The sequence below is a fragment of the Rhizobium sp. OAE497 genome, assembly GCF_040546565.1.
Lineage (GTDB): Bacteria > Pseudomonadota > Alphaproteobacteria > Rhizobiales > Rhizobiaceae > Rhizobium.
In genome coordinates this window covers 81,892-103,084 of sequence record NZ_JBEPOA010000001.1, presented here as the reverse complement: position 1 = coordinate 103,084, position 21,193 = coordinate 81,892, and the positions used below count along the sequence as shown (strand labels likewise).

Annotated in this window: 16 protein-coding genes; 9 read left to right on the top strand and 7 right to left on the bottom strand. The window is 61.2% G+C overall.

Annotated features, from left to right (window positions below; genetic code table 11):
- Positions 1-125: 125 nt before the first annotated feature.
- Positions 126-3,122, bottom strand: a complete 2,997-nt coding sequence (polA, locus tag ABIE40_RS00490) for a DNA polymerase I (RefSeq protein ID WP_199629850.1) — start codon at positions 3,120-3,122, stop codon at positions 126-128.
- A gap of 413 nt (positions 3,123-3,535) precedes the next feature.
- Between polA and ABIE40_RS00485 the strand changes: the two genes are divergently transcribed.
- Positions 3,536-3,952, top strand: coding sequence for a MarR family winged helix-turn-helix transcriptional regulator (locus ABIE40_RS00485; protein WP_199629851.1), 417 nt, complete (start codon positions 3,536-3,538; stop codon positions 3,950-3,952).
- A gap of 2 nt (positions 3,953-3,954) precedes the next feature.
- On the opposite strand, the gene ABIE40_RS00480 is transcribed toward ABIE40_RS00485, so the two are convergent.
- Entirely contained in the window at positions 3,955-6,333 is a 2,379-nt protein-coding gene (locus ABIE40_RS00480; RefSeq protein WP_199629852.1) for a bifunctional diguanylate cyclase/phosphodiesterase, read from the bottom strand.
- A gap of 216 nt (positions 6,334-6,549) precedes the next feature.
- Here ABIE40_RS00480 and ABIE40_RS00475 point away from each other — a divergent pair, with 216 nt between their 5' ends.
- Positions 6,550-7,935: a dipeptidase gene (locus ABIE40_RS00475; RefSeq protein WP_199629853.1), complete on the top strand. Its 1,386-nt coding sequence runs from the start codon at positions 6,550-6,552 to the stop codon at positions 7,933-7,935.
- Between the two features lie 466 nt (positions 7,936-8,401).
- A complete protein-coding gene (locus ABIE40_RS00470; protein WP_130279377.1) occupies positions 8,402-9,235 on the top strand; it encodes an SH3 domain-containing protein in 834 nt (277 codons plus the stop codon).
- Positions 9,236-9,426: 191 nt separating this feature from the next.
- Here the strand turns inward: ABIE40_RS00470 and ABIE40_RS00465 are convergent, their stop codons facing one another.
- Entirely contained in the window at positions 9,427-9,606 is a 180-nt protein-coding gene (locus tag ABIE40_RS00465) for a hypothetical protein (RefSeq protein WP_112714162.1), read from the bottom strand.
- Positions 9,607-9,849: 243 nt separating this feature from the next.
- Here ABIE40_RS00465 and ABIE40_RS00460 point away from each other — a divergent pair, with 243 nt between their 5' ends.
- The 3 genes from ABIE40_RS00460 (at position 9,850) to dnaJ (ending at position 15,569) form a co-directional block, all read left to right on the top strand.
- Positions 9,850-12,177 carry a transglycosylase domain-containing protein gene (locus ABIE40_RS00460; RefSeq protein WP_199629854.1) on the top strand — a complete coding sequence of 776 codons (2,328 nt, stop codon included), beginning with the start codon at positions 9,850-9,852 and terminating at the stop codon, positions 12,175-12,177.
- Positions 12,178-12,446: 269 nt separating this feature from the next.
- The gene (gene dnaK, locus ABIE40_RS00455) at positions 12,447-14,357 is read left to right on the top strand and encodes a molecular chaperone DnaK (protein WP_112714166.1); all 1,911 of its coding nucleotides are present in this window, start codon (positions 12,447-12,449) and stop codon (positions 14,355-14,357) included.
- Between the two features lie 78 nt (positions 14,358-14,435).
- Complete coding sequence (dnaJ, locus tag ABIE40_RS00450; protein ID WP_199629855.1) at positions 14,436-15,569, top strand: molecular chaperone DnaJ; 1,134 nt, start codon at positions 14,436-14,438, stop codon at positions 15,567-15,569.
- A 58-nt stretch (positions 15,570-15,627) separates the two neighbouring features.
- Here dnaJ and ABIE40_RS00445 read toward each other — a convergent pair whose 3' ends face one another.
- A complete protein-coding gene (locus tag ABIE40_RS00445; protein ID WP_354540943.1) occupies positions 15,628-16,566 on the bottom strand; it encodes an AraC family transcriptional regulator in 939 nt (312 codons plus the stop codon).
- A 77-nt stretch (positions 16,567-16,643) separates the two neighbouring features.
- Here ABIE40_RS00445 and ABIE40_RS00440 point away from each other — a divergent pair, with 77 nt between their 5' ends.
- A complete protein-coding gene (locus ABIE40_RS00440; protein WP_199629856.1) occupies positions 16,644-17,627 on the top strand; it encodes an oxidoreductase in 984 nt (327 codons plus the stop codon).
- Positions 17,628-17,825: 198 nt separating this feature from the next.
- A complete protein-coding gene (locus ABIE40_RS00435) occupies positions 17,826-18,032 on the top strand; it encodes a hypothetical protein (RefSeq protein WP_199629857.1) in 207 nt (68 codons plus the stop codon).
- Between the two features lie 81 nt (positions 18,033-18,113).
- Here the strand turns inward: ABIE40_RS00435 and ABIE40_RS00430 are convergent, their stop codons facing one another.
- Complete coding sequence (locus ABIE40_RS00430) at positions 18,114-18,467, bottom strand: helix-turn-helix domain-containing protein (protein ID WP_112714176.1); 354 nt, start codon at positions 18,465-18,467, stop codon at positions 18,114-18,116.
- Between the two features lie 104 nt (positions 18,468-18,571).
- Complete coding sequence (locus tag ABIE40_RS00425) at positions 18,572-19,615, bottom strand: SagB/ThcOx family dehydrogenase (protein ID WP_199629858.1); 1,044 nt, start codon at positions 19,613-19,615, stop codon at positions 18,572-18,574.
- Between the two features lie 398 nt (positions 19,616-20,013).
- Here ABIE40_RS00425 and ABIE40_RS00420 point away from each other — a divergent pair, with 398 nt between their 5' ends.
- Complete coding sequence (locus ABIE40_RS00420; protein WP_112714180.1) at positions 20,014-20,232, top strand: hypothetical protein; 219 nt, start codon at positions 20,014-20,016, stop codon at positions 20,230-20,232.
- Here ABIE40_RS00420 and ABIE40_RS00415 read toward each other — a convergent pair.
- Positions 20,229-21,032, bottom strand: coding sequence for a helix-turn-helix domain-containing protein (locus ABIE40_RS00415; RefSeq protein ID WP_199629859.1), 804 nt, complete (start codon positions 21,030-21,032; stop codon positions 20,229-20,231). The two genes, ABIE40_RS00420 and ABIE40_RS00415, sit on opposite strands and share 4 nt — an antisense overlap.
- Between the last annotated feature and the right edge of the window lie 161 nt (positions 21,033-21,193).

The following is a 21,193-nucleotide window of genomic DNA, read 5'->3' as shown; positions in this document are numbered from 1 at the left end:
AGAAAATGAAGGTTAATAAGTTCCTTCCGTCGGCACTAAAATTGCGCAGGCATTTCGCCCTTAATCGAGCGAAATCAGATACTTGCCTCTTTAAGAAAAATCTTCGGGAAAGTTGGACGAAGCGCTCAGTGTGCTTCGTCCCAGTTGCTTGCCGCGCGCGCATCAACCTTGAGCGGAACGCGCATTTCGAGCGCCGGCATGGTGGCGTTTTCCATGACCGAGACGATGATCGGCATGGCCTTTTCGACCTCTGCGTCCTCGACTTCGAAGATCAGTTCGTCGTGGACCTGCAGCAGCATGCGCACGCGATCGCCAATACCCGCCTCGGCAAGCGCCGGTTCCATCTTGATCATGGCACGGCGGATGACATCGGCGGCCGAGCCCTGGATCGGTGCGTTGATCGCAGCGCGTTCGTTGAAGGCACGGACGGAGGGATTCGAAGAACGGATTTCCGGATAGTTGATTCGCCGGCCGAAGATCGTCTCGACGTAGCCCTTGTCGCGCGCCATCTGCTTGCGGCTGTCCATGTAATCGCGGATGCCGGGGAAACGCTCGAAATACTTCTTGATGTAATCGCCTGCTTCCGAGCGCTCGATCGACAGCTGGTTCGCGAGACCGAAGGCGGAAATGCCGTAGATGATGCCGAAGTTAATCGCCTTGGCGCGGCGGCGCACCTCGCTCGGCATGCCTTCGACGGGAACGCCGAACATTTCCGAGGCCGTCATCGCGTGAATGTCGACACCATCGGCGAAGGCCTGCGTCAGCTGCGGGATATCGGCAACGTGGGCGAGCACGCGCAGTTCGATCTGGCTGTAGTCGGCCGAGATCAGCTTGTGGCCGGGCGTCGAGATGAAGGCGGTGCGGATTTTGCGGCCTTCGGCGGTGCGAACCGGAATGTTCTGCAGGTTCGGTTCCGACGAAGACAAGCGGCCGGTCGTGGTGGAGGCCAGCGAATAGGAGGTGTGCACGCGCTTGGTCTGCGGGTGGACATATCCCGGCAAGGCATCGGTATAGGTCGATTTCAGCTTGGTGAGCTGGCGCCAGTCGACGATCTTGCGCGGCAGTTCGAAACCGGCAGCGGCCAAGTCTTCGAGGACACTTGCCGAGGTCGACCACTGGCCGGTCTTGGTCTTGGTGCCGCCTTCTAGGCCCATCTTGCCGAACAGGATATCGCCGAGCTGCTTCGGCGAGCCGATGGTGAAGCGCTCACCGGCGAGCGTGAAGATCTCGTCTTCGAGACGCGCGGCACCTTGTGCCAGCTCGCCAGAGAGACGCGACAGGATTTGCCGGTCGACGGTGATGCCGCGCTCTTCCATATTGGCGAGCACCGGCAGCAGCGGGCGTTCCAGGCGTTCATAGATCGTCGTCAGCTTGTTGGCCGCGAGCCGCGGCTTCAGCAACATCCAGAGCCGCAGCGTCACATCGGCATCCTCTGCCGCATAGTGCGTGGCCTTGGCGATATCGACGAGGTCGAAGGTGACGTTCGACTTACCGCTTCCCGCAACGTCCTTGTAGGCGATCGGCTTGTGGCCGAGGAATTTTTCGGACAGCGGGTCCATGCCGTGCGCGCCGGTACCGGCGTCGAGCACATAGGAGATCAGCATCGTGTCGTCGAAATTCTTCGTCTCGACGCCGTAGCGCTTCATCAGCAGGTAATCGTACTTCAGGTTCTGGGCGACTTTCAGGACCGATTCGTCCTCAAGCAGCGCCTTCAGCCGCGGAAGCGCGTCGCGCATGGGGACCTGGTTTTCGGCGAGCCCGCCGCCCAGGAGATCGCCGAAGCCGGTCTTGTGGCCGATCGGCACGTAGGCGGCGCGGATCGACACGCCGGTCGGATCCTTGGCATTGTCGGCAATCGCCAGCGAGAAGCCGACGAGCTCCGCCTGCATCGCATCAAGCGACGTCGTCTCGGTATCGAAGGCGACGAGGCCGGTTTCACGGGCGGCGGCGATCCATTGATCGAGCGTCGCGAGATCGCGGATCGTCAGATAGGTCGAATGATCGAAGGGCAGCGAGGCGAAGGCGGCAGCGCGCTGTGCGGCAAAATCTTCAGGCACGAAGCTGCCTTCCACGACGGCAGCCTTGGCCTTCGCGGACACCGGCACGGCAGCCCCGGCAACCTCGGGAATGCCACCGGCGACGGGCGCGGGCTCGGCCGCATCGAGATCCGGACCATGGGCCTTATCGCCCCATTCGACCCGGACATCCGTCGCGTCGATAGCGCTGGCGTCGCATTCGCAGGCCTCGGCGACACGGCGCGTCAGCGTGGTGAACTGCATGGCCTTCAGGAAGCCGATCAGCTTCGGGCCGTTCTGCGGCTCGAGCACCAGATCCTCAACCTTAAGCTCCAACGGAACGTCGAGACGCAGACGGACGAGCTCTCGGGAAAGACGCGCCTTGTCGGCATTCTCCATGATCGTCTGACGGCGTTTTTCCTGCTTGATCTCGTGGGCGCGCTCGAGAAGCGTGTCGAGATCGCCATACTCGGCGAGCAGCGAGGCTGCGGTCTTCGGACCGATGCCGGGAATTCCCGGCACATTGTCGACGGAATCGCCGGTCATCGCCTGCAGATCGATCATCTTTTCCGGCGGCACGCCCCATTTCTCGATGACGTCAGGAATGCTGATCTGCTTGTCCTTCATGCTGTCGTACATGTGGACATTCGCCGTCACCAGCTGCATCAGGTCCTTGTCCGAAGAGACGATGGTGACATCGGCGCCGATCGCTTCAGCCTGACGGGCGTAGGTGGCGATGATATCGTCGGCCTCGAAACCTTCGGTCTCGATGCAGGGCAGATTGAAGGCGCGCGTTGCCTCGCGGATCAGCCCGAACTGCGGAACAAGCTCCTCGGGTGGCGCTGAGCGGTTCGCCTTGTAGGCATCATAGAGATCTTTGCGGAAGGTCTTCGAGGAATAGTCGAAGATGACGGCCAGATGCGTCGGCGTGATGCCCACGGACGTGTCGCGCGCATCCGTCAGAAGCTTCCACAGCATGTTGCAGAAACCGGAGACGGCGCCCACCGGCAGACCGTCTGATTTGCGGGTCAACGGCGGCAGCGCATGGAATGCGCGAAAGATGAAGCCCGAGCCGTCTACGAGGAAGAGATGATCGCCTTTTTTCATGGCAGCATGGATAGCGTGGAGGCCTCGCGAAATCCATATAAAGTTCTGTTGCGTTTCGGATTCAGCCCTTCACCGAACTGTTACCAATTTGTAATCGGCGGCTTATTCGCCTTCCCTTGAAAAACCACATTCCGGATCACAATTCAGAGTCACCGGCGTTTGATCGCGCCGAGGGTTTGGTGACCGGCTTGTCCCCCGCCGCATCAAACTTGGACAAAGGCCTTATCCCCCTCTCCGGGCCTTTGTCCCCATTTTTGAGCCGCCATGGTCCACCTCCTGACCATGGCGGCTTTGTTTTCTGTATCAATGGATAAATCTGAAGCAAAAAGGCCACTTTTGATCCATCGCATGCGATTTGTTGCATTGTTTCAGTCCGGCTTTTGGGCCTAACTACAATCATGGGATTTAATCGGATGGATTCGGGAGCCTACCTTGCCAGTCAGCTGGCGAAGGGTTTTGCCCGCTCGCTGCAACAGCGCGCGGGGCGGCTCGGCTTTTCGCCCGGACAGTTTCCGATCCTGCTCGAACTCTGGGCCGAAGACGGGCTCACGCAGAAGCAGCTTCTGGAGCGGGTGGACATCGAGCAGGCGACGATGGCGAACACGCTGTCGCGCATGGTGCGGGACGGTCTCATCGAGCGGCACCCTCACCCGAGCGACAAGCGGGCACAGCTGATCTTCCTGACGCCGAAGGCGCAAGCGATGCAGGACGAGGCCGTCGATACGGCCCGCGAGGCGGATCTGGCCCTCTTCGACGGTTTCAAGACCTTCGAACGCGAGCTGATGCTGGAATACATCCGCCGGCTTCTGGAAAACGCCAAGAAAATCTGACGTCAGCTCTGACGGGCGGTAGTCCGCTGGAGCTTCAGCACCTCTGTTCCCGCATGGGCCGAGAGATAGCTGTCACGCGCCGCCTGCTTGATGCTCGGCTCGATATCCGGCTTGCCGAGCAGCAGGCCCTGGACCTGGGCGCAGCCCTCTTCCATGACGATCCGGCGCTGCACCTCGGTCTCGACGCCTTCGGTGACCACGGGCATGCCGAGGCTATGGCCGAGACCGATGATGGCACGGACGATGGAGCGCGCCGCGGCATCATGTTCCAGCGCGCCGGTGAAGCTGCGATCCACCTTGATCTTGTCGAAAGGGAAAGTCCTGAGATTGCTGAGCGAGGAGAAGCCGGTGCCGAAGTCGTCCATGACGATGCGCACGCCGAGCTCGCGCAGCCTGACGAGCGTTGCCATCACCCGGGCGCGGTCGCGCACCAATGCGGCCTCGGTGATCTCAAGTTCCAGCCGCTGCGGCGCCAGCGCCGTCTCGGCAAGAATGCCGGCTATCTGATCATAGAGATTGGGCAGCATGAACTGCACCGGAGATACATTGACGGCTATCGATAGCGGATCGGGCCAGCGCGCCGCCTCGGTGCAGGCCTGCCGGAGGATCCACTCGCCGAGCTGCACGATCGTGCCGCTCTCCTCGGCGATCGGGATGAAGATGTTCGGCTCACTCATGCCATGTCCCGGCCGGTTCCAGCGCATCAGCGCCTCGTAGCCGCTGATCTGATCGGTCTTGGTGTCGATGATCGGCTGGTAACTGACATGGATCTGGTTGCGGATGATGGCGTGGCGCAGATCATTCTCGATCTGGCGGCGGGCGCGCACCGCTTCATCCATCTCGGCATCGAAGAAGCAGGCGCTGCCGCGGCCGGCATGCTTGACGCGGTAAAGAGCGGTATCGGCATTGTTGCAGAGATCTTCGGCCGACTTGCCGTCGGACGGGTAGAGCGCAATGCCCATGCTGACGCCGACGGCGGTCGGGTCGCGTGCGGTATCCATGGCGGCGGTGAATTCATCGAGAATGCGGCTTGCAAGCCTGCGGGCCGCTTCCGGCTGCTTGCCCGGCTGGATGATGGCGAACTCATCACCGCCCAGGCGGGCAACCGTTTCGCCATCGGCGGCGCAGCGCTTGAGGATCGCCGCCACCTTGCAGAGGATGCGGTCGCCTTCAGCATGGCCGAAGATGTCGTTCACCGCCTTGAACCGGTCGAGATCGAGGCAGAAGACTGCGACCTGGCCGCGCTTGCGGTGCGCTACCTGCAACGCCTGGCGTATGCGGGTATCGAAGAGCGAGCGGTTCGGCAGATCTGTCAGCACGTCGTGATGGGCGAGATGTTCGATCATCTCCTCGGCGCGTTTGCGCTCGGTGAGATCGCGGATGACAAGAACCTCGCAGCCGCGGCCGCGATAGACGATCTTCTTTGCGGCAACCTCGACAGAGATTTCGGTCTCATCCCGCGCAATCAGCAGCATCTCGCGGTGACCGTCGTCTCCAGTGCCGTGCGGGATGAGGACGATATCCGGGACGTTGCCCTGCAACTCGGCAAACTTCCAGCCGGACAGTTCCTGAAAGCGCTCGTTGGCATCGATGATCCGGCCGTCGCGCAGGATCAGCAAGCCTTCGAGCGAGGCGTTCGCAAGGCCGCGCAGATCGGTCAGATGGCTTTCGAGGAAGACAGCGCCGAGCGCAACGAGGATCAGCGCGGTCGAGACAGCCATGACGACAGCTGCGAGCACGTCGGTGGCGATCGCCATGCCGGCAACGTCCTTGGTGGGATCGGGCACCAGCACGATGCCGCTCATCGAGGTGAAATGCAGGGCGCAGATCGCCAGAACGAAAATCAGCGACGAGGCGACGATCCGCCTGGCACCGCTGAGCTTGAAGAAGGCGAAGAAGGCGAGCGCAGCGAGCGCGGCGCCCAACAGCACCGCGGCGAGCGTGACATAGGGATCATACTCGATCGTTGCCTGCGCCTCGATCGCCTGCATGCCTGTCAGGTGCATGGCGGCAATCGCCAGCGCCATCAGCACGCCGCCGGAAGCAAAGGAATAACCGCTGGTGCCTTCCGAAGCGATGAGGATGGCGCCCCAGGAGCCGGCGATCGCCAAGACGACCGAGAGACTGGTAAGCCACAGGCCGTAGCTGATCGGCAGACCGCCATCATAAGCGAGCATGGCAATGAAATGCGTCGCCCAGATGCCGATACCGCAGGCGAAGGCGGATGCACCGATCCAGACGCGCCGCTGGCCGGCGTCGCATTCCTGCGCCCTGGAGAGGAGCAACATGGTGGCGAGACTGCCGACCAGGCAGACGACGGCTGCAGCGCCGACCAGGCGCCAATCGTGATAATCCCTGATGCAAGCGATCACTGAAAACATCGGCCACCTCACCCTGTTTCCAGCCAAACTAGGTTGCGTTTGCTAAATAACCGTAAATTGCATTAGCGGTTTCTGTTTCGCGATTTACTCGATACAGGACACATATGCCTGAAGCCGCGCCTTTCCTCGAAGGGCGCGCAGGCAGGGTCTTTTTTCTCCTCGAAACCGCCCGGTCTTTGGTCTATCGTCCGGCCGAAATTTCAAGAGGAGTCGGAAATGACTGACGTCACCCCGGTGCTTTCGCGCGCCGACCAAAATCTCAATTCAAGCCTCGAAAAGCTGTTCGAACTCCTGCGGATCAAGTCGATCTCGACCGATCCGACCTATAAGGCGGATTGCCGCAAGGCGGCCGAATGGCTGACGGCCTATCTCAAGACGCTCGGCTTCGAGGCCTCGGTGCGCGATACGCCCGGCCACCCGATGGTGGTCGCTCATCACGCCGGCGCGGCGGCGGATGCGCCGCATGTGCTGTTCTACGGTCACTACGACGTGCAGCCGGTCGACCCGATCGAGCTTTGGGAAAACGACCCTTTCGAGCCGGCGATCAAGGATGCTGGAAACGGCCGCAAAATCCTGACGGGCCGTGGCACGGCTGACGACAAGGGCCAGCTGATGACCTTCGTCGAGGCTTGCCGCGCCTACAAGGAAATCAACGGCGCGCTTCCCTGCCGCGTGACGATCCTGTTCGAAGGTGAAGAAGAATCCGGTTCGCCGTCGCTGAAGCCGTTCCTCGAAGCCAATGCTGCCGAACTGAAGGCCGATTACGCGCTCGTCTGCGATACCAGCATGTGGGATCACGAGACCCCGGCGATCGCCGCCGCCCTTCGCGGCCTGGTCGGCGAAGAAGTAGTCATCACGGCCGCCGACCGCGACCTGCATTCCGGCCTGTTCGGCGGTGCGGCTGCAAATCCGATCCATATCCTGACGGAAGCGCTTGCCGGCCTGCACGACCAGACGGGCCGCATCACGCTCGAAAACTTCTACGAAGGCGTCGAGGAGACGCCCGCCAATATCAAGGCATCCTGGGAAAAGCTCGGCCAGACGGCGGAAACCTTCCTCGGCCAGGTCGGCCTCTCGGTACCGTCGGGCGAAAAGGGCCGCTCGGTTCTCGAGCTCACCTGGGCGCGGCCGACGGCAGAAGTGAACGGCATCTGGGGCGGCTATACCGGCGAAGGCTTCAAGACCGTGATCGCGGCCAAGGCTTCGGCGAAGATCTCGTTCCGCCTCGTCGGCAAGCAGGATCCGGCGGCGATCCGCGAAAGCTTCCGTGCCTATATCCGCTCGAAGATCCCGGCCGATTGCTCAGTCGAGTTTCATCCGCACGGCGCCTCGCCGGCAATCCACCTGTCCTACGATTCGCCGGTCATCACCAAGGCGAAGAACGCGCTCTCGGACGAATGGCCGAACCCGGCCGTCGTCATCGGCATGGGCGGATCGATCCCGATCGTCGGTGATTTTCAGAAGATGCTCGGCATGGAATCGCTCCTCGTCGGCTTCGGCCTTGCCGACGACCGCATTCATTCGCCGAACGAGAAGTACGAGCTCGCCTCCTATCACAAAGGCATCCGTTCCTGGGTGCGTATCCTTGAGGCGCTCGCCTAAGACAGAAAAGGCGCGCAGCTCGAAAGAGCGCGCGCCATCCAGACAGACAAAAAGGCCGGCGAAAACCGGCCTTTCGTCATCTGCTTCGCTTCGGTGCCAGTACATCCGTGGTCAAGGAGGAAGCAGATATTGCAGCCAGACTGATCCCGAAAGGTTAACAAACCATTAAAGGCGTTCCGCCTGCCGCGACCGGAAACTGCCGGCGTCCTGCGCCGTTTGCCGTTTCCAGGCTGCTATCCGTTGATCCCTATATTGGTATTGATCGCCGGCGTTTCAAGAGGCAACCGACCCTTTCCCGTTCAACCTGCATTCATCGGTCAACAGCTACAAGTCTTTGAAAGACAAAGTGAATGAACGCCGGCTGATAAAAGCCGGCAAGCGCTCTAGCTATGTCTGAAGCTGGCAGGAAGCCAGATGCAGAAACTTCAGGCGACGGTTTTGCCGCGCCCAATTAGGGAGTTGAAACGTGAGAAACACCCTTCTCAAGATCGCGGCTGCAGGCATGCTTTTGCTCGCTCCCGCAATCGCACAGGCGGCCGAGGGCTTCGCCACGGCGAATGTCAACATGCGCGCTGGCCCGAGCACCGGATACCCGGCCGTTGCCGTGATCCCGGCCGGCGAATCCGTCGAGATACATGGCTGCCTCGCCGATGTTCCCTGGTGCGATGTCGAGTTCTATGGCGGGCGCGGCTGGGTCGCGGGCCGTTACGTTCAGGCGCTCTACCAGAGCCGCCGCGTCTATGTCGGCCCGGAATATTACCGCCCGCTCGGCATCCCGACCGTCGTCTTCAGCGTCGGCAACTATTGGGACCGCTACTACCGCAATCGCGATTTCTATCGTGACCGTGACCGCTGGCGCCGTGGCCCGGATTTCTACCGTCCGCCGCCGCCACGCGATTTCGATCGCCGCCCGGACTTCGACCGCCGTCCTGATTTTGACCGGCGTCCCGATTTCGACCGGAGGCCAGATTTCGACAGGCGCCCCGACGCGCTTCGCCGTCCCGACTTCAACCGCGATCAGGATCGGCAGCGCGACTTCAATCGCGATAACGACAACCGCAGGCAGGATGCCGATCGCGATCAGAACCGCCGTCCGCCGTTCAATCAGCAGCAGGACTTCCGCCGCGACAACAATGATGGAAACCGCGACCGCGGCAATTTCGAGCGCCGGGGCAACGACGACAACGGCGGTCCTCGCGTCATCCGCCGCGGCGACGGCAACAACAACGATCAGGGGAATGATCGCCGCAGACCGCCGCGCGGCGCCTGCCAGCCGGGCGATCCGAACTGCAACAACTGAACCGAAGGGCGGCAGAAATGCCGCCCTTCTTCTTTCCTTGATGGCGAAGACGAAAAAAGCCCGGCGCTCCGAAGGAGACACCGGGCCTGATTTCGATCGGCGCGTGTTGAGGGGAGACGGCCGATCATGAGCGGAACGTGAGGGGCTGTCCCGCTGCAGAAGAAACAGCCGGGACGCCTAAAGGTTCCAAATTACCAGATAACGACGCTCTTATGCGTCGACACGAGATCGCGCATGGCGGCGAACGGGCCGTGAAGCATCTTCAAACGGCTCTCTTCCATCTTGGTAAGGCGGTACTGTCGAGCGAATTCGGTGACGCTCCAGATTTCCCGCAGACGGGTTTCTTCGATTCTATTGAGATCTATGCTCATAACAAAAATGCCTATGCATTACGCTTATTGCTTTTTTCTTGGGCGCAACATGGCGGCATATATGTCAGTTTTGTGACATGCGCAACGAATGGCAGCCATGCATAAAAGCGGGGGCTGCCGGCGCGTCAAATCGCCTTCGCCAATAATGTTAACGCCCCCTTAAATCGCCGTAATTACAATTCAATCGGGTAGCTCCGCGACGGCGAATTTGGCGCGGGCGGCAGAGGGTGCGACCGGTCCGGAATGGCAGGCAGAAGCAGATCACGCGACAGAATTGAACCGTCCTTCAGCGGCCGCGAGCGCCGTGAAGACGACGAGGACGATTTCGCGCTCGATGACGAAGATCGCATCGACGGCCGCCGTGGCGCGAGACGCGCCTCCCCGCCACCGAAATCCTCATCCCGAAGCCGCGCCCCGGAGCGCAAGCGCCGCGACCGGCGCGAGCCGCCTGAACGCGAGGGCGGCGGCCTCTTCGCTCTGCTGCGCCGAATGATCTACTGGTGCATCGTGCTCGGCATCTGGGCGGGCATCGGCCTTGCCGGCGTGGTCTTCTACTATGGCTCGCGCATGCCGAGCGCCAGCACCTGGTCGATCCCGGAACGGCCACCGAACGTCAAGATCACTTCCGTCGACGGCAGCGTGATTGCCAATCGCGGCGCGACCGGCGGCGAAGCGCTGCCGCTCGAGCAGATGTCGCCCTACATTCCGCAGGCGATCGTGGCGATCGAGGATCGGCGCTTCTATTCGCATTTCGGCGTCGATCCGATGGGCCTTGCCCGCGCCTTCGTCAACAATCTGACCGGTCAGCCGATCCAGGGTGGCTCGACGCTGACGCAGCAGCTTGCGAAAAACCTCTTCCTGTCGCCGGACAGAACGCTGGAACGCAAGGTGCAGGAAGTGCTGCTCTCCTTCTGGCTGGAGCAGAAATACAGCAAGGATCAGATCCTTGCGATGTATCTGAACCGCGTCTATTTCGGTTCGAACGCCTATGGCGTCGAGGCCGCGGCACGCCGCTATTTCAACAAATCGGCCCGTGATGTGAACCTTGGCGAGGCAGCGCTGCTTGCCGGTCTGGTCAAGGCGCCGACGCGGCTCTCCCCGGCGCGCGATCCGGAAGCTGCCAATGCGCGCGCGCAGGTGGTGCTGCAGGCGATGCGCGACCAGGGCTATATCACCGACGACGAAGTCAAGACCGCGATGACGCAGACCCCCGCCAAGGCCAAGAGCTACTGGTCGGGCGCCGGGCAATATGTCGCCGACATGGTGATGGACGAGCTGCCGGGACTGATCGGCGGCGACGTCAAGGAAGACGTGATCGTCGACACGACGATCGACAAGGGTCTGGAAAAGAAGGCCGATCAGGCGCTGAACGACATCCTCTCCAAGGAGGGCGTGAAGCTGGCGGCGTCGCAGGCTGCCCTCGTTTCGATCGACGGCACCGGTGCGATCCGGGCGCTTGTCGGCGGCAAGGACTATGCGGAAAGCCAGTTCAACCGCGCGGTCAAGGCCAAGCGCCAGCCGGGCTCGTCCTTCAAGCCGTTCGTCTATGCGGCAGCACTCGAGAAGGGCCTGACGCCTGCTTCCGTCTTCAACGACGCACCGATCCGTATCGGCAACTGGACGCCGGAGAATTACGAGAAGAAATACAATGGCGAGGTAACGCTCGCGACGGCGCTGGCGAAATCGCTGAACACGGTCGCGGCCCAGCTCGTCATGTATGACGGCCCGGATCAGGTGATCAAGCTCGCCCACCGGCTCGGCATCGAGAGCGAGCTGCAGCCGAATGCCTCGATCGCGCTCGGCACCTCGGAAGTATCGCTGGAAGAGCTGACAGCCTCCTACGCCGCCTTCATGAACGGCGGCTACAAGGCGACGCCGCATGTCATCCGCCGCGTGACGACCGCCGAGGGCAAGGTGCTCTACGAGAACACCTACGACAATCCGCCGCGGGTGCTTTCCGAGACCATCGCCGCCAACATGAACGCGATGATGATGGGCACGATCGAATTCGGCACAGGGCGCAGCGCCAGGATTCCCGGCTGGCAAGCAGCCGGCAAGACCGGCACGACGCAGAATTCGCGCGATGCGCTGTTCGTCGGCTTTACCAGCAACCTGACGACGGGTGTGTGGTTCGGCAATGACGACGGCACGCCGATGAAGAAGGTGACAGGCGGCGGGCTGCCGGCCAAGGCCTGGCAGGAATTCATGATCGCCGCCCATAAGGGGCTGTCGCCCGCGCCGCTCTTCGGCAACGGCCAGTTCGTCACCGATCCCAATACGATCGGCAACCAACCGATGGCCCAGAACGGCGAACCGCAGCCGATGCAGGAACAGCCCTCGACGATCGGCGGCATCATTTCCGGCGTCTTCGGTGGCGGCTCGGCAGAGCAATATCCGCCGGCACCTGTGCAGCAACAGCAGACTGCCGGTGGCCCGATGCCGCCCGGCGATATCGGCCCGGACGACGGCTATGACGGCGATGTTCCGCCCGGCGATGTCGGCCAGGGCCAGCCGGTCCATCAGGGCCAGCCGAAGCGCACGACGCTGCTTGATCTGATCATGGGACAGTAGAGCCAGAAAAGGACGATCTGCAACGCGCAGTTACGCTGCCTTGCGCCTGAAAACCTTTGTTTTCCGGCTACTGTAAAAATTGAAGGCAACACGCTCGTTTTGCTGGATTTCGGGCTATTTCTCGCCTTGCAGTCCAGAAAACCGCTCCTTATATACGCCGCATCACCGCAATCACGATTGCGTTAGTTCGAAGACCCCCATCCCGTAAGGGGCTGTCAGGGAAATGCCTTACCAAGGGTTCCGACAGCTTGCTTCAAGGAGTAAATGACATGGCAAAAGTAATTGGTATCGACCTCGGAACGACAAATTCCTGCGTCGCTGTCATGGACGGCAAGGACGCAAAGGTCATTGAAAATGCGGAAGGCGCGCGTACGACCCCTTCCATGGTGGCATTCTCCGATGACGGCGAACGCCTCGTTGGCCAGCCGGCAAAGCGCCAGGCGGTCACCAACCCCACCAACACGCTCTTCGCAGTAAAGCGCCTCATCGGCCGCCGCTACGACGATCCGACCGTTGAAAAGGACAAGAGCCTCGTTCCTTTCAAGATCGCCAAGGGCGATAACGGCGACGCGTGGGTCGAAGCTCAGAACAAGGGCTACTCGCCCGCTCAGATTTCCGCGATGATCCTTCAGAAGATGAAGGAAACCGCCGAATCCTACCTCGGTGAAAAGGTCGAGAAGGCCGTCATCACCGTTCCGGCCTACTTCAACGACGCGCAGCGCCAGGCAACCAAGGATGCCGGCCGTATCGCTGGTCTCGAAGTGCTCCGCATCATCAACGAGCCGACGGCTGCTGCACTCGCTTATGGCCTCGACAAGAAGGACGGCAAGACGATCGCCGTTTACGACCTTGGCGGCGGCACGTTCGATATCTCCGTTCTTGAAATCGGCGACGGCGTCTTCGAGGTGAAGTCGACGAACGGCGATACCTTCCTCGGCGGCGAAGACTTCGACATGCGCCTCGTCGAATATCTCGTTACCGAGTTCAAGAAGGACCAGGGCATCGACCTGAAGAACGACAAGCTCGCCCTGCAGCGCCTCAAGGAAGCTGCCGAAAAGGCGAAGATCGAACTGTCGTCCTCGCAGCAGACCGAAATCAACCTGCCGTTCATCACGGCTGACGCTTCCGGTCCGAAGCACCTGACGCTGAAGCTGACGCGCGCCAAGCTGGAAAGCCTGGTCGACGATCTCGTCCAGCGCACCGTCGCTCCGTGCAAGGCAGCCCTCAAGGATGCCGGTGTCACCGCGGCCGAAATCGACGAGGTCGTTCTGGTCGGCGGCATGAGCCGCATGCCGAAGGTGCAGGAAGTCGTCAAGCAGCTGTTCGGCAAGGAGCCGCACAAGGGCGTCAACCCGGATGAAGTCGTCGCACTCGGCGCCGCCATCCAGGCCGGCGTTCTCCAGGGCGACGTCAAGGACGTTCTGCTTCTCGACGTTACCCCGCTGTCTCTCGGCATCGAGACCCTCGGTGGCGTCTTCACCCGTCTGATCGAGCGTAACACCACGATCCCGACGAAGAAGAGCCAGACCTTCTCGACCGCCGACGACAACCAGCAGGCCGTCACCATCCGCGTTTCGCAGGGCGAGCGCGAAATGGCACAGGACAACAAGCTGCTCGGCCAGTTCGACCTCGTTGGCCTGCCGCCGGCACCGCGTGGCGTTCCACAGATCGAAGTCACTTTCGACATCGACGCGAACGGCATCGTGCAGGTTTCGGCCAAGGACAAGGGTACCGGCAAGGAACAGCAGATCCGTATCCAGGCTTCCGGTGGTCTGTCTGACGCCGACATCGAGAAGATGGTCAAGGACGCTGAAGCCAATGCCGAAGCCGACAAGAAGCGCCGCGAAGCCGTGGAAGCCAAGAACCAGGCCGAAAGCCTTGTTCACTCGACGGAAAAGTCGCTCAAGGATTACGGTGACAAGGTTTCCGAAGCCGACCGCACCGCGATCTCCGACGCGATCGCTGCCCTGAAGTCCTCGATCGAGGCTACCGAGCCCGACGCCGAAGACATCAAGGCAAAGACCCAGACGCTCATGGAAGTGTCCATGAAGCTCGGTCAGGCGATCTACGAAGCGCAGCAGGCCGAAGCCGGCACGGCTGATGCGTCTGCAGGCGATGACAATGTCGTCGATGCCGACTACGAAGAAGTCAAAGACGACGACCGCAAAAAGTCCGCGTAATCCGCGGCAAAGCGGTTATGCTCACCAGTGTGATCCGGCTGCCTAACGGCAGCCGGAAATCCATTTTCGGGGTTTAAATTGGCAAAAGCGGACTTTTACGAAACTCTGGGCGTCGCCAAAACGGCGGATGAGAAAGAGCTGAAAAGCGCCTTCCGCAAATTGGCAATGAAGTATCATCCGGACAAGAACCCGGACGATAAGAGCGCCGAAGTCAAGTTCAAGGAAATCAACGAAGCCTACGAGACGCTCAAGGACCCGCAGAAACGCGCGGCCTATGATCGCTATGGTCATGCAGCCTTCGAACATGGCGGCATGGGACCGGGTGGCGGCGGCGGTTTTGCCGGCGGTGGCGGCTTCTCCGACATCTTCGAAGACATTTTCGGCGAGATGATGGGTGGCGGCCGCGGACGGCAGCGCTCTTCGGGCGGTCGCGAACGCGGCGCCGATCTTCGCTACAACATGGAAATCTCGCTGGAAGAATCCTTCTCCGGCAAAACGGCGCAGATCCGGGTTCCGACCTCGATCACCTGCGACGTCTGTTCCGGTTCGGGTGCCAAGCCAGGCACGCAGCCGAAGACCTGCGGCACCTGCCAGGGTTCCGGCCGCGTGCGTGCAGCACAGGGCTTCTTCTCGATCGAGCGGACCTGCCCGACCTGCCATGGCCGCGGCACGATCATTCCAGACCCGTGCACCAAGTGCCATGGCCAGGGCCGTGTGACGGAAGAGCGCTCGCTCTCGGTCAACATCCCGGCTGGTATCGAAGACGGCACCCGTATTCGTCTGCAGGGCGAAGGCGAGGCAGGAACGCGCGGTGGCCCGGCGGGCGACCTCTATATCTTCCTGTCGGTCAAGCCGCATGAGTTCTATCAGCGCGACGGAGCGGACCTATATTGCGCCGTGCCGATCTCCATGACGACGGCGGCGCTCGGCGGCACCTTCGATGTGGCGACGCTCGACGGGACGAAATCGCGGGTCACCGTTCCCGAGGGAACGCAGGCCGGCAAGCAGTTCCGCCTCAAGGGCAAGGGCATGCCTGTGCTGCGCTCCAGCCAGACGGGTGACCTCTACATCCAGATCCAGACCGAGACGCCTCAGAAGCTCTCCAAGCGCCAGCGCGAGCTGCTGCAGGAGTTCGAGCAGCTCTCCTCGAAGGAGAACAATCCTGAATCGACGGGCTTCTTTGCCCGGATGAAGGAATTCTTCGAGGGCTGAGCCGGCGCTCATCAGACAATCGAAAGCCGGTGGCGCTCCCACCGGCTTTTTTGTTGCCTCAAACCGGCTGCCTGATGCGGCCCTGATAATGTTTGGGGGCACAGCCCATCGCCCGCTTGAAAGCGGCGCTGAAGGCGCTCTCGGACTCGTAGCCGACCGACAGGGCGATTTCCGCAAGCCGCGCGCGCTCCGGCGAGAGCAGTGCACGAGCCGCAAGCCGCATGCGCCATCGCAGCAGATAATCGAGCGGCGGCCAGCCGACCAGCGCCTTGAAATGCAGCGCGAAGGCCGTTCGCGACATGCCGGCTTCACCGGCGAGCTGCTCCAGCGTCCAGCGGCGCGCCGGCTCGGCATGAATCGCCCTCAGAGCCCTGCCAATCCGCGTATCATTCAGCCCCTTCAGCCAGCCAGGCGCCCCCTCGCCTTCGCTTGCCATATGCAGGCGCAGGGCGTTGACGAACAGGATGTGGCCGAGATGCTCCGACATCAGCGCGCCGCCGGGGCGCATCTCGGCGAGTTCCTTTGCCAGCTGCTTCAGCGTCCAGCGCAGCGTTTCCGCCTCGTCGGCAGCAGCCGGAATATGCATCACCGCCGGCAGGGCGCCTGTCAGCAGCACCTGATGGCTGGCATCGAACATCAGACGGCCGCCGACCAGGAACGTGTCGTCATGCGGTCCATGCTGCGCGACGCGGGTTTTCAGATCGACGAAGATCGTGCGGGCATCGGTACCAGGGAGCTCAAGGTCGGTTCCGAGCCAATAGGGCTGGCCGGTCAGCAGGTAGCAATCACCCTCCTCCAGCTTGAAGGGCTGCGGCTCGCCGGAGACGCGCAGCCAGCAGCCGCCGCGGGCGACAGCACCAAACTTGATGCCCTCATAGCGGCGCGGAAAGTCGAGCGCCCAGTCGCCGCCGGAGACGACGCCATAGGTCTCGACGCTTTTCGGCTGCAGCAGGGCGAGGATATCGGAGAGCGGATCCATATCTGAACGATCAAGCAAGAAATCGGAATTTTGTTACATGGATCATCCCGAAACCGCAATCTATATCCGGCTGTGTTTGCAAAAGGAGCTTACCTGTGACGACTGAACAGCAGCCTATTCATTCGGGATTCAATGCCAAGAGCACGGCACGCGACGCGATTGCCGGGATCGATCTGAGCGGCAAGATCGCCATCGTCACCGGCGGCTATTCCGGCATCGGCGTGGAGACGACGCGGGCGCTCAGCGAGGCCGGAGCGACGGTCGTCGTTCCCGTCAGGACGCGCGCCAAGGCGGAAGCCAATCTCGCCGGTATTGCCCGTGTCGAGCTCGCGCCGCTCGACCTTCTCGATCCTGAAGCAATCGACCGCTTCGCGGAAGGCTTCCTTGCGAGCGGCCGGCCGCTTCACATGCTGATCAATAGTGCCGGTGTCATGGCGTCGCCGCTGACGCGGGATGGCCGCGGCTATGAGGTTCAATTCTCCGGCAATCACCTCGGCCATTTCCAGCTTACAGCTCGGCTCTGGCCTGCCCTGGCGAAGGCCAAGGGTGCGCGCGTGGTCGCGGTATCGTCGCGCGGCCACCGGTTCGCTCCCGTCGATTTTGCAGACCCTAACTTCGAGAAACGCGCGTACGACAAGTGGAGGGCCTATGGTCAGTCGAAGACCGCCAACGCACTCTTCGCCATCGGTCTCGACAGGCGCGGCCAGGCATCCGGTGTGCGGGCCTTCTCGGTCCATCCCGGCGCGATCATCACCGATCTGGTTCGCCATCTGACCGATGATGACTTCAAGGCCTTCGGCATTACCCGGCATGCCGATGGCGGGATGGATGTCAGCGAGGAAAGCCAGCGCAGCTTCAAGAATGTCGAGGAGGGTGCGGCGACCTCCGTCTGGTGCGCAACCAACCCGAAGCTCGACGGCCTCGGCGGCGTCTATTGCGAAGACTGCGACATCTCTCCGCTGGTTCCAGAAGGTCATACCGGGCCGACCGGCGTCTGGCCCTGGGCCTGCGATTCGCGGGCGGCCGACAAGCTCTGGGCACTCAGCGAGAAGCTGACCGGGTGCAGCTTTACGGCGTAGATGGAGGCGCCGTTGCACGTCCTATAATCAGTCAAAGGCGTTTCATAGCGGCACGGATGGCCTTTCCGTGCCGTTTTGAGACGCTGCGAAATGCCCATATGTCCGGCGTTAACGCAGGCCCTGAAACGGACTTGCAACTTCTCTAAATCACTTCACTCTTCAGCACGGAATTGGGGAACGAACCAAAGGGCACTTCACATGACCGCAGCACTTTCCATGTCCAATCCGGCGGATGATGTCGATGTCCTCGCCGGCGCGCTTTACTCCTGGTGCGCAGAGCGAAACGTCAAGCTTCGCAGTCAGCAGGGCCTGTCGATCGCCAGCATCGCGATCGACCTCTATCACGCCGGCCATCATACGCAGGACGAGCTGCTGACGGCGCTTCACGAGCGCGAACTGCACTGACAAAAAGAAAGCCCGCCACGAGGGCGGGCAAAATTTACCGGGAAGCGAAGTGGCCCTGGCAACGCCGGTTTGCGGGGCGGATTAAGCCGCCGTCTCGTTGCTCATCAAAGTCAGGATGGTCTTGACCGCTTCCTTGCCTGCCGGCGAGTGAAGCTTGTCGTAATGCAGGGCGAGTTCGTAGGCTTCCGGGCTCAGCTCGATCTTCTCGGGCTGATTGGTCTCGGCACCTTCGAACAGAGCGGAGATTTCCACGCCGAGAAACTGCGCGATCTGGTGCAGCTTGCTGGCGGAAACGCGGTTCGTCCCCTTCTCATATTTCTGGATCTGCTGGAAGGTCAGCCCGAGGGCTTCCCCCAGTTCGAGCTGGGAAACGCGGCGCCGGGCGCGCAACTGTCTTACATTGCGACCGACTAGGATATCGACTGGATCTGGCACGTGAGCGTTCCCTCATTTAGAAACGAATTGCTCACCATAATATGCCGGGTATTTTAAATATCGCAACCCGCGAGTTGCAAAATTCAACCGACTTTTTTTGGTCTTTACGTTGCGTCAGGCCAACCCAGAGTAAGGGCGTAGACCGGCGCATGGGAGGGATTGCCAATTTCGAGCAATTTGCAGATCGCGCTATGGCTGAGTGCGGCCGTGGGACAGGCGGTCAGGCCATGCGCGGTTGCCGCGAGCATGATGTTCTGGCCGATGTGTCCCGCCTCGATCATCACCACCCGGTAGGCATTGGCATCCTCGTATTTCCACATGGTGCGGTCCATATGGGCGACGAGTACGATCATGCAGGGCATGGTATCGGCCCATTCCTGGCCGCCGACCAGGGTTGAGAGCTCGGGCGTCTCATCCGAGACGCGCGCCAGCGAGTGCTCCAGCGCCGAATAGTGATAGATGCCCGGCTCCAGCCCTTCGACGTTGCGGGCGAAGACATAGGCTTCATAGGGATTGCGGGCGCCGCCTGACGGAGTCATCGACAGCGGCAGCTCGACCACGGCGTTGCGCGCCTTGCCGGTGATGCCGAGGCCGGCGAAGAGCGCTTCGGAGAGCTCACTGACCGAAATCGGCTTCGCCAGGCCCTTTCGCTGCGTGCGACGTCGCGACATCAGCTGCAGCAACGCATTGCCGTTCAGTGCCGGAGGCAGCTGGATGACGTCCTTGCGACCGGAATTCAGGCTGTAGAGTTCGATCTCGCCCTCCGCCGCCAGCGTCGAACGCTGTAGGTCCTCAGCCTCGTTAAGCGACATATAGTCGGGATCCTGGACGCAGAAGTGCAGGAGAGCAGCCGGCACGCCCCATTTCCAGTTCCGGGTAAAGGCGTCTTCGCGCGCATGCAGCGCCGAATTCTCTTCGACGAGTGCCGACATCTCGACCAGCGAGGCGAGTGTCTCGGTCAGTTCCTCTTCGCTGTAACCCGGCGCCAGATCGCGGATCGCGGCGGTCGCGCTCCAGTCGTCGAGGGCGCGAAGGAACTCCAGGAGATCAGGGCTGCATTCGAAAACAGCCTTGGTGAGGAAGTTGCAGGCGACGAAGGCGTCGCCGTCGTTGTGAAAGACGAGAGTGCGTGAGGAGCGGTAGCGCATCGAATCACATGCGCCTGCCGCGGAGCCCGCAGCAGGCGCTTATGAACTTAATCAATACGGAACATCATGCCGCGGCTGACAAAGGTCGGCTTGGCCTTGACCGGCGTTACCTTGAGGTTCGGCTTCGTCTTGTTCTGCATGATCCATCTCCACGGTTGTAGGAGCGATCCCCTTGATCGCGGCTGGAGGATGAAACAGCAACCAGAAATATTCAATTAATACGGAAATATTGTTTTGATACATCAGAGTGATGCATTGCTTCAATTGAAGTCAAAAACAGGAAATTTCTGAATTAAATCCGTTATTTTTGCGTTTACATAGAAATGTGTAGCCCAAAAATGCGAACTATGACAATCATAGTCATGAGAATAATTCGGTAGGACCGCCGGAGAAGCAGAATGGGCCTTAAAAAGACTGCGCAAGCCAAAGAAGAGCTGACTTTGGATGATGCCGTCGGTGGATACACCATCGACATGCTGAACACGCTGATCGCGCAGAGCAGGAGCGCGAAGCAGCCGATGCTGACCTATCTTCTGTCGATGGCACTCATCGAGGCACACCGCGTCAGCGTCGAGCCGGCGGCGGCCACCCACGATATGGGGTTGTCGCTGAACTAATTGAGGTCGCGCGTGACTGCGGAGATGAAGTCGGCGCGCTGTTGAACGATCATATCCCTGACGATGCGGGGCACCGCATCATCGGTGGTGCGGTAGACCTTTGCGAGGCGGAGCGCGGTGCGCAGGTTGATCCTGCTGTTGAGCGGCACCATGACGACGGCGCTGAAGGATGGACCGGCCGGCGTGAAGATCATCGAATGGCCGCCGAGCAGCTTTTCGGAGAAAGGCAGCCATCTAAGACGCATCAGGGTCGGCTCCTGCGTACCGATCTGGTTTGCGGCAGCGAATGACAGGCAGTTCAGGCGCTCGACGACGATGCCCTTGTGATCGCCGGTGAAGCGGGACCAATATTCGCCCTTCTTCACCGCCCGGTTCGTGAGGCGGCGAAACGTAGTGGCGTTGCCCTGCTTGGCAATGACGATGACGGCGCAGAGCAGGCTGTCCGGCGTACTCGGGATCGTCATATAGGCATGGTATAGGCCCGGAGCGATACCGGCAGCAGGATCCGCGAAGAGCAGCGGCTCCAGCGCGTCACGGGCGGCGGAAAGCACACGCTGCGCCGACGGGCGGCCATGATCGAGGTCGACCGAGATCGGCCGCTGATACATTTCTTCCTCGGTGACGCCGAGGTACTGACAGATTTTCTTGACCGAGGCACGCCCAGGCGCCCGGCGAGCCTGAAGATAGGATTCGATCTGCGAGCGGCCAATTTCCATGCCGCGCGCGGCAGCGCTGATGCTGCCCGCCTTTGCGAGGCACAGCCGCCGGAGATTTTCGGCAAAGTTCTCGAGTGCAGACATGTCCGCAGTGGCTTTCAGGAGATGAGTCGGTGCTCAAACTATCTGCAAGCCAAGCGGAATACAAAGGGGGATAGGCCACAATTTGCGGGCTGATCCAATTGACAGATGGCTGCGTAAGGATAGGTAATTCCCGCCGGGAACAAAAAGAATCCGCCGCCCAA